Source organism: Paenibacillus baimaensis (assembly GCF_025567575.1).
On record NZ_JAOQIO010000115.1, the window covers coordinates 12901 to 25884 of the forward strand.

Sequence of the window (12984 nt, forward strand, 5' to 3'; positions counted from 1 at the left end):
GGAATTTGTAATGGAGCATATGATGGGCTATAGAAGATCGGACGGAACGGTAGGTATCCGCAATCATTTATTAATCATTCCCACTGTGATTTGTGCCAATCAGGTATGCAGCCGTATCATGCAAATGGTACCTGAAACGATAGCGATTCCGCATCAGCACGGCTGCAGCCAAATCGGCGCGGATAAGGATCGGACTTTCGACATGCTGGCAGGTACGGGCAAAAATCCGAATGTAGGTGGAGTCATCATCATCAGCTTGGGCTGTGAGGTGATCGATCCTACGCAGCTGGCAGATGCGGTTCGTGCAACAGGTAAGCTGGTTGAGGTATTCGATATTCAGTCAGCTGGCGGGTCGGTTAAAGCGATTCAGCACGGTGTCGAGCTGGCGAAGAAGATGAAGCAGCAGCTGGATGCGATGGAGTCGGAACCGATTCCTTTCAGCGAGCTGATCATTGGCGTCAAATGCGGCGGTTCCGACGCAACCTCGGGCCTTGCTTCCAACCCTGCATTGGGTGCAGCGGCGGATTCCCTGATCCAGGTTGGCGGGGGTGTCGTGATCGGAGAAACTACGGAAATTATCGGAGCCGAGCACGTTCTGGCTTCCCGCTGTGCCACACCGGAAACCTCCGATATGTTGTACACCATCGTCAACCGTTTTGAAAAAGAAGTGGAGCGAATGGGCGCCGATATGCGCGGTGGCAACCCAAGCCCGGGCAACATTGCAGGAGGCTTAACGACCATTGAGGAGAAATCCCTGGGTTGTATCAGCAAATGCGGTACGGCACCTATTAAGGGTATTGTCGAATATGCCGAGACGATTCCGAAGCATGGACTGTATTTTATGGACTCCCCGGGTAATGACATTGAATGTGTATCCGGTATGGCTGCGGGTGGAGCCCATCTCGTATGCTTTACAACCGGGCGCGGTACACCAACCGGCTCTGCGGTTGTGCCAGTCATCAAAATTACCGGAAACACACGGATGTTCGAGCGGATGAGTGACAATATGGATATTAATGTCGGTGACATGCTGGCAGGGACGCTGAGTCTGGAAGATGCTGGAGAAATGATTTGGGAAGAAATTAAAGCGGTAGCGAACGGTAAGCTGACGAAGGCTGAAATTCTCGGTCATACCGAATTCAGTATCAACCGTATCGGACCGAGCTTATAAGGGAGGCCTATATAAATGGGAAGATTAGCAAATAAGGTTGCCCTGGTAACGGGCGGCAGCCGTGGAATCGGTGAAGCCGTGGCATTGCGGTTGGCTGAAGAGGGCGCTCATGTAGCTGTCAACTATACGTCAGATCGTTCACGTTCGCTTGCGGAAAAGGTAAAAGAACAAATTCAGGCGTTAGGCGTCAAATCGATGATCGTACAGGCGGATGTTGGTGATGGTAAACAGGTGGAAGCGATGTTCGAGCAGGTCCGTGAGGTGCTGGGCGATATTGAAGTATTAGTCAATAATGCCGGAATTGCACCATTCGAACCGTTTATGAAGCTGACTGAAGAGACATGGGATCGGACTTATGCGACGAACGTCAAATCGATTTTCCTCTGTTCTCAGCTTGCAGCCAAGACGATGGTTGAAAAGCGTTACGGTAAAATTATTAATGTGCTTTCCACAGCGAGCCTCGTGGTAACAAGTCCGGTGATTCCTCATTATCAATCGTCCAAGGCAGCCGCACATATGTTAACCAAAGGTATGGCTATCGAGCTGGGTAAGTACAACATTAATGTAAATGCAGTCGGACCAAGTACTGTGGATACCGATATGTGTACGGACTTTTTGGCGGATCCGCAAATTCGTGCCAAAGAGATTGAGGCTAATCCGATGAAGCGGCTAGGCACGTCCCGGCAAATCGGAGATGCTGTTGTATTCCTCGCTTCCGATGAAGCGATGCAGATTAATGGTCATCTGTTAATGGTTGACGGCGGATTAACAGTAAAAGCAGCTCAACCGGAAGATCATATGGAGCATTAAGATCGACGGTTGTATCCACATAGAAATTTAACGAGTTGAAAGCTCTTCGGGTGTTCCCGAAGAGCTTTTTTTCATATAGATAGATGATGAGGCCTGGCAGACAGCAAAGAAAGATGTCCTCGTCAACGCACCCACGTATGGGTTTAGACAAGGGTCTAGCCACAACCATGAATCAAACTTCTAGAACGTTCGACAAGATTTGATGAATTTCGTCAAGAAAGCTAATCAATTTCTAATAGTTACCTCAAACTTTTTGAAACATTTTCACGTATAGTAAGTGTATAGCTTAAGTGGAGGTGTTCTTATGAGAGACATTCAATTATTACACAAAGGAAAAGTTTATCATGGACGCATAGGATATGATCAACCAGATATGATGGAAGTTGAGACCTTAAAGCCTGTAGAATTTGCAAGAGGAGATAAAGTGTTATGCTTTGATTTCCAAAGACGTCAACCGACAAAGGTTTTATATGCATCCTCAACAAAGCTGATTCTTGCGACTGCAGAATCGGAATTGTTTAACATAGGAAAAAGACCAGAGAAAGCATATGAAGACTTTATGAATGACAATATGGAACCGATAAAAAGCTTTAAATTGAACACCTATGCGACACTTAACGATGATTTTAAAATTACAGCTGTTCGGATTTCCAATGTAAGTCAAATCGGAATTGGCCTGGAGGTCAACGATTTTTCGATCAAGCTGAACCATGTGTATGATACCAAAATATTTTGCGACGATGAGTGCATCATGCCAAAAATTATCGTTCGTTATGCCCACATTCTGGAGAGAACGATTCGTTACGGAGCCGAAATTCACCAGATCTCAGCGAGTGATTTGAATAAATTTCAATATTATGTGGCGACTCAGCAATTCAAACAGCTCATGCATGCTTAACACTTTTATAACATTTAACAAACGCTGGGGGTTGATCCTGGCGTTTTTTGTTTTGGTAAAATATATTGCCGCATTTAATAACACGTGTTATATTGAATTTGAGGTGTTAATCATGACGGGTAAAAGAGTAACCAGCTTTGATGTAGCCAAGCGTGCCGGTGTATCCCGAAGTGTCGTTTCGGCTGTGTTAAACGGAACCCAGGGAATTGGGGTTGGTGAAGAAAAGCGGAAGGCTGTATTGGAAGCGATTCGTGAGCTGAACTATCAGGTCGATGCACAGGCAAGAGGGATGAAGACAGGTCTTAGCCGATGCCTGGCTGCGTATGGCAATGTGACGAATTTGCTTTTTTTGCAGGTACTTGAAGGTATGCAGGCCGCATGTGCAGGTCAGGGTTACCATGTACTGCTGTATCCGTTCGGTCCGTCGGAGCATCAGAAGCTGGAGGGATTGCTCGATTTGTACCTGCAGCGGCGGATAGATGGCATAGTCGCTCTGGACCGCCCGAATCAAGTAAGTGAATCCTGGGTGGAATTGGTGAACAGCCACAAGCTGCCTTATATATCTGTAGAAGGTTATCCCGAACATCATCAGATTACTTCGGTATTAATGGATTATCGGGAAAGTATTCATCGTGCTCTTGATTTTATATGGGAACGAACGGGGCTGGCACCTGTATACCTGGAGCTGTACCATGAGCATATTCAGCTCGGTAGTGGGGATCGGCAGCGGCGACAAGCCTATGAGCAATGGATGGCAGACAAGCAGTTGGAGCCTTGCATGCTATCGGCGGCGGATGGCCCATGGGAGCAGCGGCGTGAATTTTGGACAGACTGGGTTTCTGAACGCAGTAAGCCATCAGCCGTATTGACTAACTGGTCAAGAGGGGCTGTGTATATATGCCGCGCAGCGCAGCTGCTTGGAATTGAGGTTGGACGCGACATTCATGTGATGGCAGCCGACAATACGGAGCGGATCAACCAGCATATGTACCCGACGATTACGTCCGTAGAGGTTCCCTATGTTGAGATGGGCCGTCTGGCAGCGGAACGAATATTGGAAACGATTGATGGTCGCAGAGCGTTTACAGATCATAGTGATATGATGGTGTCCTCACAGCTTATAGTTAGAGATAGTGTCGGCAGCTAATTTTTTTTGAATTTTAATAACACGTGTTATATCCAATACAGGGAGTGATCTGAATGTTTTATGTTTGGGAAAAATTGAATGCCCGCGTGCTTGAGCTTGATGAATTTCGTTATAGAGATCGATTATCGATTCCAGCTTTTCAAAGCCTGGAGGATCCCGATGGTGACATTGGTGGACGCCCCGTATTACCTTTAACGCAGTCTCCAGATACGAAGGAAATGTCATTGGGCGAGTATTGGCAGGGTCGTGACCGTTATCTGTGGCTGGCAGCTGATGTGGTGGTGCCGAAGGAATGGCAGGGCAGGAAGGTGCTGGGCCGGTTTGATTTTGGTAAAACAGGAGGAAGCTCAGGTTTTGAGTCGCTGCTGTATGTGAATGGACAACCTTATCAAGGTGTCGACTCCAATCATCAGGAGGTTTTTTTCGAAGAGGCGGCGGGAGCAACTCTGGGGCTATGCTTCAGATTGTGGAGCGGTTTGGGCGGCTATAATTCCAAGGCGATTATGGAGCATCAATTGAAGCGTGCCGAGCTGTGCTGGCTGGATGAGACGGCAGATGATCTGTATTATACAGCTCGTGCAGCACTCAGTGTTGCCAAAGTGATTCATGAGCATTCACCGGAGCGGCAGACATTGCTGTCTGCGGTTGATCAGGCTTTTTTGTTAGTGGATTGGTCCCGACCGGGCTCGGATGATTTTTACGCATCGGTAAGCGCCGCGGCACAGCTGCTGAGGGCAACGGTCAAGGAGCTTCCAAAGCATCATGCCGTGACGGTCCGCTGTATCGGGCATACGCATATTGATGTGGCTTGGCTGTGGCAGCTTAAGCATACGCGGGAGAAAGCGGTGCGTTCTTTTTCGACGGTTCTGCGTTTGATGGAAAAGTTCCCGGATTATGTGTTCCTACAGACAATGCCTCAGCTGTATGAATATATCAAAACCGACTATCCGGAAGTGTATGAGCAAATCAAGGTGAGAGTCAAGGAAGGACGCTGGGAAGCTGGAGGCGGCATGTGGCTGGAAGCGGATTGCAACCTGACCTCTGGGGAGTCCTTGGTCAGACAATTGCTGTATGGTACGCGGTTTCTTCGTGAGGAATTTGGTGCGGAATGCACCTATTTGTGGCTGCCTGATGTATTTGGCTACAGCTGGGCGCTGCCGCAGATTTTGCGAAAATCAGGGATCGATACCTTCATGACGACCAAAATTAGCTGGAATCAATATAACCGTATGCCGCATGATACTTTTCAATGGCGGGGGATTGATGGCACAGAGGTATTAACGCATTTTATTACGACACCTGATCCTGATGCAGGTGATGGCGGCTGGCTGTATACGTATAACGGAGAGGTAACAGCCAGATCAGTTAATGGGATTTGGGAAACGTATCGAGACAAGGGTGTCAATCAGGAGCTGCTGTTGGCCTATGGATATGGAGACGGTGGTGGTGGTGTTAATAGAGAAATGCTGGAGCTGCGCCGCAGGCTTGCTGAATTGCCAGGTATTCCGCAAGTAACCACAGGTCGTGTGGATGACTATTTCACCGAGCTGCACCAAACGATAGCCGAAACAAAGGAGTATGTGCATACGTGGGATGGAGAGCTGTATCTGGAGCTGCATCGTGGTACTTATACGAGCCAGGCATATAACAAGCTGATGAATCGTAAGCTGGAATTGCTTGCCCGCGAAGCGGAATGGCTGGCCGTTATCGGCAGCTTAATCCAAGGAAATTGGAATCCTTATGCAAAGGAAAAAATCGACGAGGCCTGGAAAATTGTGCTTCGGAATCAGTTCCATGATATTATTCCAGGCTCTTCGATTAAAGAGGTTTATGAGGATTCGACGCTAGAATATGCAGAAGCAGAGAAGCTGCTGCAGCTCGCATGCGACCAAGCCGAGGAAGCGCTAATTGTCACGTCTGCTGCCACTAACTCAGCCAATACAGCAAGCACATCGCAAGCTTCTGAAGACAAAGCGGTATATACGGTATGGAACAGCGCAGGCTGGGAAAGAACAGGTCTGGTGCAAGTCAGGTACGATAGTTTCCTGACAGCTAATCGTCATGTGGAGTGGACTGATGCGCAGGGTCATGCCCTCATTGCACAGCAGGATGCTGCCGGATGGTGGGTGCAGTTGAACGGAATTGCCTCCATGGGTTATTCGACGATTTACGCTGTATCCAATAATCTTATTAGCAGTGAGCCTATCACGACGGATTCGTACTCAGAAGTGTTCACTTCATTGCCCAATGGGATTGAAACGCCTCATTACGTACTGACATGGAATGGACAAGGGCAATTGACTTCGATTTGGGACAAAATGGCACAGCGTGAAGTGTTGGCGGAGGGCTTCAGCGGCAACGTGCTGCAGGTGTTTGAGGATAAACCGAAAAGCAGACATGAGGCTTGGGATATTGATATTTATTACCAGGAGAAGAAGGAAGAAATTACTCATTTAACTTCAGCTGTCATTAGTGAAATCGGACCGCTTCGTGCTGTTGTGACGTTTAAATGGACTTACAAGGATTCTTCCATCGTGCAGCAAATGGTTCTTTATCGCGATTCACGCCGAATTGATTTTGTGAATGAAATCGATTGGCATGAGCAGCGCAAGCTGTTAAAAGCTGCATTCCCGGTTGAGGTACGTTCGACGGAAGCGACCTTTGATATTCAATATGGGAATGTGAAACGGCCAACACATTGGAACACTAGCTGGGATTATGCACGCTTTGAGGTTGTCGGGCACCAATGGGCTGATTTATCCGAGCGTGGTTATGGAGTGAGTCTGCTCAACGATTGCAAATACGGCTACGATATTAAGGACAATGTGATGCGGCTGACACTGATCAAATCGGCAATGATTCCCGATGATCAGGCAGACCAAGGGCATCATGCTTTCACTTACTCCTTGCTGCCGCATGCGGGAGATTGGATTGAAGGCGGAACGGCTGTTGAGGCTTGGGATTTGAACGCCCCAATGTCGAGCAAGCCGGGTGCTTCTGATGCGCCTGCATCGTTATTCAGATTAACGGGCGGATACGTGCATGTAGATGCCGTGAAAAAATCCGAGGACGATGGTCGCGTTGTACTGCGCTTCCACGAGTTTGGCGGACAGCGCGGTACGATTGAATTGAACAGTGATTACACGATTTGCGGCTGGCAGGAATGCGACTTGATGGAGCGGCCGATTGGTGAATCGTCGAACACCTCCGTTATTCGTCTGGCTATTAAACCTTATGAGATCAAGACACTGCTGATTGATGTTGTCAAAGGCTAAGTCTAAGTCGACATATAAGCAGCACTACAAAGACAGCCTGACTTCCAATTTGCTTGGACGTCAGGCTTTTTTTGCGGGCTTTGAACTTTACACAATCATTTAAATCGTTCCGTCTGCTGTGAATTCCCGTTGGTAGATGGAACTTATTGTCTCCAATAGGTTACGGCCATGCTCGCCGAATTTCAACTCCGTGACCTTTCCTTGTACAAGAAAGACGCCAGACGGATGGTTGGTTTCACCCAAAGCAGCTTCGTACAGAAGCGAAGCTCCTTTACTCGGGTGTGGAAAAAATAGCTGCATAATCGGTTTAATATAAAACGGCAATCCTGGATTTTTACCTTTTCTGATCGTGTTATTGCCACCTGGATCCACACTAAGAATCCTGATTCCCTCATTGGCGACTATAGGAGTGATCTCCTGCGTCCACAGGGAAAGCGCGAGCTTGGAAGCTGCATATGGACCGAATAACTTTTTGAATACGGCAGGATGCTCCAGTGTGTCGGGATCAAAATGCTTGAAATATTTAAAAGCATGGGTAGAGGTGTTCACGATGGTTTTCAAGTCTCCCCGTTGAACAAGCTCCTTCAGCTCCATATAAATAATGTAGGGTACTACAGTCTGCAGCTCGTAATGCATCTCACGTCCCTGTTTGGAAAAGCTAAGCTCCGGGAAGCTGCCGCCTGCGTTATTGAACAACAGATCGATCTTCACCTCAGCAGCTTTGATCTGGCGCAGAGCATGCTTCAAATTGTTGAAATCGGTAAGGTCAGCTTTGAAAATCCTAAGCTGCCCTGCGTCAAGGCACTTCTGAATCCGTGTGTCGTCCTCGGGGAAGCCCGAGCGGATCAGTGCAATGACCTGCCAACCTTCTGCCAGCATTTTACGGGTTAATTCGAGCCCGATTCCGCTGCTTGCACCTGTAATAAGAGCAGTTTGATCTTGTCCCTTTGTCTTCATTATGATGACCTCCATCGTTTAGTTTCGATTCAGGTTTCGATTCGATGGATTCAGTGTATAACTTGGAGTCGACTCCAAGTCAAGCGTGGTAAAAGACATATTCAGAGAAGCCTACGTTACTTCGGAGGAAAAGCCATGCGAATAACTGTACCTGCGCCATAGGCGCTTTGTACCTCGATAGTACCACCATGTGTCAGTACTAGCTGTTTGGCAATGGCCAGACCGAGTCCGGTTCCTTGATCGTTTTCTTCCGTATTCGTTCCCCGGAAATACCGTTCAAACAGCAGCTCGGCAGTCGCTTCGTCCATGCCTTGTCCATTGTCACTGACCAGGATAACGAAACCTTGATCGTCCTGCGTGGATAGCGAAATACGGACGGCCGTGCCGGGAGGATTGTGCAGAACTGCGTTGGCTACGATATTATCGATGATCCGGTTAAACCATCCGGGATCAATCGGATAGTACAGCTCCTGATCCATTCTGGTTAAGGCGACGTTGGCAGCCGACAAACGCGGGTCCTGCAGCAGCCGTATGATGGCTCGCTCGATGAATGCATTCATCTCAACTCTTTCAAAGGAAAGCGGCTGAGCTTCATTTTTCAACCGATATGTAATGCTCAAATCTCCGATCATCGCGTCCATATAGGACGCTTTCTCCTTCATAATAGCTGCGAATTCGCGCACCTCTTCACGCGTCCATTCATAATCATCAGCCTCCAGCATGTGAGCGTATCCTATGATGGAGGACAGCGGCGTTTTCAAATCATGGGTAACTCCGGCAATCCATTCCTCCCTTGTTCTTTCCAGTCTAATTCGCATATCCTCATTGCGTTTAAGCGTATCGGACAATCGGGAAAGGGAAATGAAAATTTCCGTAAACAACCGATACCGTCTTTTGAGCTTCTGATCCTTGTGAATGCTTCTCGGTCGGCCTTTACGATCGGTCGGCTCCTTATAATCGTCATTTGCCAGGTGCTGCAGCCAATCCATCATATGCAGAATCGGCGTACCGAATCGATGAGCATACACAAAGGCAAGAATGATAAAAACAAGCAGGACAACAGCAAGCAAACCGGCAAATCCGAATATCATCACAGATTGTATGGAGCCGAATAAACCTTTGTGTGAGCTGGCGGGTAAGGGCATATGAAGAACCCATGTTTGTGCTGTACGCTCGTCGAAAAAGGATGACAATTTGGCAGCATACCGATCCGCATATTCCGACCGCAATATAAAATCCTGCACACTATATGAGGAAGGCGCTCCTTCTGACTTGCCCAATGAGGCAAGCTCCTTCATATCGCCATCCAGCAGCTGCAGCCAGCCTCCGCTTTCCCTGATTTCGTGTTCCAGATTATTCGGCAGCTGGATCGTTCGATCTGTTATCAGCGCGGATTCAGCAGCTTTTTGCGCGAGTAAGTGGCCTGTGTCCTGGGTTCCGTACAGCAGTGTGTAATCAACGCCGTCTTTGGATTCAATCCAAATATACAGCGAATACGGAAAAGGTCGCTTGCGTGACCAGATGGCCGCCAACTCGCCAGCATTATAATGGTTCGGTACATCGACGGGAGTATAATGCGAAGAAGTAACGTTGCCGCGCTCATCTAAGGTTTGCAGCCAACCTCCACTTTCCTTCACTTCGGTTAGCAGCTTGGGGTCAAATGTAATTTGCCCACTCTTGATTTCCAATGAATCTACAAGCAGCTGCAAGCCTGAGCTGGTGAAGCTGCGATTCATATCGAGCTGGCTCATTCTTATAAGCATAAAGAACAGGGCCACGGCCATAAGCACCAAGGCAATAAAGCCGACGATCGCGAATTGGCCGACGAACTGAGTGATCAGCCGTTTGGTAATGATGCGTAATGAGTCAGGTCTCCGATGGAGTAAGAGCGGTTTGCTAGCTGTCAGATTACTGTCGGTTATGCTTTTTTGTTTATCGCTCACGCGTCTCACCTCTGCGCACCAGCTTATAGCCGAGACCGCGTACGGTCAGCAAATACTCTGGCTTGGCAGGATAACGTTCGATCCGCTCACGAATCCGGTGAATATGTACCATCACGGTATTGTCATCGCTTAGACTATCCTGGCCCCATACACGTTCGTACAGCGTTTTTTTGGTGAACATGCGGTTTGGATGCTTACACAAAAAAAGAAGCAGCTGAAATACTTGAGCGGGGCAATCTACCGGTATACCCTCAACTCTGAGCTCGCCGGCGCCTTCATCCACCTCAAAACGTCCAAAATGATGAACCACGGATGCGGGATAGACCGGAGCGGCTTGCCGCTGGTAACGCCGCAAATGAGCTTTAATCCTGGCAACTACCTCAAGTGGATTGAAGGGCTTGACGATATAATCATCGCCTCCGACAGCAAAGCCGGTCAGTTTATCAAAATCGGTCGTTCGTGCCGTGACAAAAAAGATCGGGGCATCCGTCGTTGCGCGAATAAACGGACAGATGTCGAATCCGCTTTGACCAGGCAGCATCACATCAAGCAGGATAAAATCATAGGTCTTGCTTCGGCATGCCGCTATCGCACCTTCCGCGGACGATTCCATATCGATATGGGTAAAGCCTTCTTTGGTTAGCACCGTTTGGAGCATTCGCAAAATGGCTGGCTCGTCATCGACAAGCAGCAGCTTGGCGTCATTCATTGTTCGTACCGCTCCTAGCCATGAGTGTATTTGAATCCTTTAAATAGGCTTGCATCAAGTAATAGCCTCAAGTTTTATTGTATCATCGATTTCTTACGTACAGACAAACGAAATCTTAACGGAGCCTTAACGAAATGGCTTCAGAGGTTTTATAACAGGCACAGTCATTCCTCTCCTACATGCCGCTGGTTAGCCATAGACAACTTCAACTCTGCTCTCAGGAACTTACAAAAGTAAGGTAAACGTAAGACAAGGTTTCGTTTCAAGAAAGCTGAATGTTTTAAGATAACAGGAGAAGGCGAAAAGAGCGCAAAGAGATGAAGGAGCGGGTAAAGGGTGAAAAAATGGGTGTGGATCGTCATCATTGTTGTCGCACTAATTATTGCTATAGCTGGATGGATCATTGGGACCCTCGTGTGGGCGGGGAAGCCAAATGCTGATTACGTGTGGGAATTTGTAAAAAAGCATCCGGAGCAAGCTTCCGTCACCCTCGTCAGCAATGGTGTGATCGTGGCGCAAACTGAGCCGGATCGGCCGATGCCGCTAGCCAGCACAGTCAAAATCATCGTCGCTATCGAATACGCGAAGCAGGCTGCAGCGGGAACGGTTAAGCCGGATGAACCGGTATTGTTGCAAAAGCTGGAGTCGTATTATTTGCCAGATTTGGACGGGGGTGCGCATCCTTCCTGGCTTAGTGATATGGAAAGCAAGCAGCGGGTAAGAGACGGAGCTGTAACGTTAGAAGAAGTAGCTAAGGGAATGATCATGTTTAGCTCAAATGCAAATACGGAGTACTTGATGGAAAAGCTTGGTTTAGCGAACATTAACCGGAACATCGGTGAGTTGGGTATGAAAAGCCACGAGCCTCTGTATCCGTTTGTCTCGAGCTTACTTATTCCCTATGAGTTGATGCAAACCTACCCTGGATTAGAACGGAAAGATGCGCTGGCCAAGGCCATAACGGAGCTGAAAGACATGCCAATAGATGTTTTTCGTGTAAAGGCGGCGGGCATTCATGAGAAGCTGAGGCAAGACAACGATGGCGCTTATAAGCGGCAAGCCAACATCAAGGACTGGTACAATGAGAAGCTGGACCGTATGAACTCGGATAAGCTAATTGCGGCATCGACTGCTGATTACGCCAGCTTGCAAGCAAAAATGAACGGCAAAACCTATTTCGCTCCAGCTGTACAGAAGAACCTGGATATCCTTATGGAGGGACTTATGGAAAATCCGGCAAACCGTTCGATGTTTGAACATGCGGGTCGCAAGGGCGGATCGACTGCATTTGTACTTACAGATGCGATGTACGCGACCGACAAAGAGGGCAAACGGACGGAGCTTGCGATCTTCTTCAACAATCTGGACGAAATACAGGCGATGAAGCTGAGTGCCAGCTTGAACGCTTTTGAAGTGGAACTGCTTAAGAACGCCGACTTCCGGTCCAAAGCTGCAGCAGGTATGGACAGCACACAAAGACCATTGAATAAATAATTGGGAAATGGATAAGTATACGATACTTGACTTGGAGTTGACTCCAAGTTATATAATCGAATCAATTGAAGATAGAGGTGGGTGAACAGATTGGGCGAGGTTCATGTATTCACGATTAAAGAAGCTGCGGAGCAGACCGAATTATCAGAAGATACGATTCGCTATTACGAGAAAATCGGCCTTCTTCCGCGAGCAGAACGTAAGGAAAACCGACATCGTATCTATCATCCTGAGGATATTGCTACGATGAAGCTCATCATATGTCTCAAAAAAACGGGAATGTCGCTGGATGAAATGAAGCCTTTTTTGAATTTATCGTATGACGATGATCTCACTGAATTTCCTGAGCTGTATGCCAAGATTCAGAGCCATAAGGAAAAAATCTACAATCAAATGGTTTCCTTGCAGCAGATTATTGATTTTATTGATTCCTTCGAATCGAGATTCAACAAAACGGGAAGCTCCGCTGAGCCAGCCTGTTCGATCTCAAGTGAACATGTACGAAAGCCGATGTTACAGAAGTGATTTGTTAAAAAAATAAACAAGGGCTGATTCAAAAGTCATTCTGGGGTCAGCCCTT

The 12984-nt window shown here is 47.8% G+C and carries 10 protein-coding genes; 7 read left to right on the forward strand and 3 right to left on the reverse strand.

All coding sequences use genetic code 11. The features are described 5' to 3' along the window. Positions 1 to 10 precede the first annotated feature (10 nt). From OB236_RS34150 to OB236_RS34170, 5 genes are all read left to right on the forward strand, one after another. Positions 11 to 1171 (forward strand): UxaA family hydrolase, encoded by a 1161-nt coding sequence (locus tag OB236_RS34150; RefSeq protein WP_076233086.1) that lies wholly within the window; start codon positions 11 to 13, stop codon positions 1169 to 1171. A 15-nt stretch (positions 1172 to 1186) separates the two neighbouring features. Beyond that, positions 1187 to 1981: an SDR family NAD(P)-dependent oxidoreductase gene (locus tag OB236_RS34155; protein WP_262688043.1), complete on the forward strand. Its 795-nt coding sequence runs from the start codon at positions 1187 to 1189 to the stop codon at positions 1979 to 1981. A 304-nt stretch (positions 1982 to 2285) separates the two neighbouring features. Next, on the forward strand, positions 2286 to 2879 hold the full coding sequence (locus OB236_RS34160; protein WP_262688044.1) for a hypothetical protein: 594 nt from the start codon (positions 2286 to 2288) through the stop codon (positions 2877 to 2879). 112 nt (positions 2880 to 2991) lie between these two features. Then, positions 2992 to 4026 carry a LacI family DNA-binding transcriptional regulator gene (locus OB236_RS34165; protein WP_262688045.1) on the forward strand — a complete coding sequence of 345 codons (1035 nt, stop codon included), beginning with the start codon at positions 2992 to 2994 and terminating at the stop codon, positions 4024 to 4026. Between the two features lie 53 nt (positions 4027 to 4079). Then, positions 4080 to 7301: an alpha-mannosidase gene (locus OB236_RS34170; RefSeq protein ID WP_262688046.1), complete on the forward strand. Its 3222-nt coding sequence runs from the start codon at positions 4080 to 4082 to the stop codon at positions 7299 to 7301. Positions 7302 to 7400: 99 nt separating this feature from the next. On the opposite strand, the gene OB236_RS34175 is transcribed toward OB236_RS34170, so the two are convergent. From OB236_RS34175 to OB236_RS34185, 3 genes are all read right to left on the reverse strand, one after another. After that, complete coding sequence (locus OB236_RS34175; RefSeq protein WP_262688047.1) at positions 7401 to 8258, reverse strand: SDR family NAD(P)-dependent oxidoreductase; 858 nt, start codon at positions 8256 to 8258, stop codon at positions 7401 to 7403. Positions 8259 to 8374: 116 nt separating this feature from the next. Further along, complete coding sequence (locus OB236_RS34180) at positions 8375 to 10201, reverse strand: sensor histidine kinase (protein WP_262688048.1); 1827 nt, start codon at positions 10199 to 10201, stop codon at positions 8375 to 8377. Continuing rightward, positions 10191 to 10910 carry a response regulator transcription factor gene (locus OB236_RS34185; RefSeq protein ID WP_262688049.1) on the reverse strand — a complete coding sequence of 240 codons (720 nt, stop codon included), beginning with the start codon at positions 10908 to 10910 and terminating at the stop codon, positions 10191 to 10193. The genes OB236_RS34180 and OB236_RS34185 overlap by 11 nt, the downstream gene beginning before the upstream one ends. A 336-nt stretch (positions 10911 to 11246) precedes the next feature. On the opposite strand from OB236_RS34185, the gene OB236_RS34190 reads away from it, so the two are divergent. Both OB236_RS34190 and OB236_RS34195 read left to right on the forward strand, forming a co-directional pair. Beyond that, positions 11247 to 12404 carry a class A beta-lactamase-related serine hydrolase gene (locus OB236_RS34190; RefSeq protein ID WP_262688050.1) on the forward strand — a complete coding sequence of 386 codons (1158 nt, stop codon included), beginning with the start codon at positions 11247 to 11249 and terminating at the stop codon, positions 12402 to 12404. A 90-nt stretch (positions 12405 to 12494) separates the two neighbouring features. Further along, positions 12495 to 12929, forward strand: a complete 435-nt coding sequence (locus OB236_RS34195; RefSeq protein WP_262688052.1) for a MerR family transcriptional regulator — start codon at positions 12495 to 12497, stop codon at positions 12927 to 12929. Positions 12930 to 12984 lie beyond the last annotated feature (55 nt).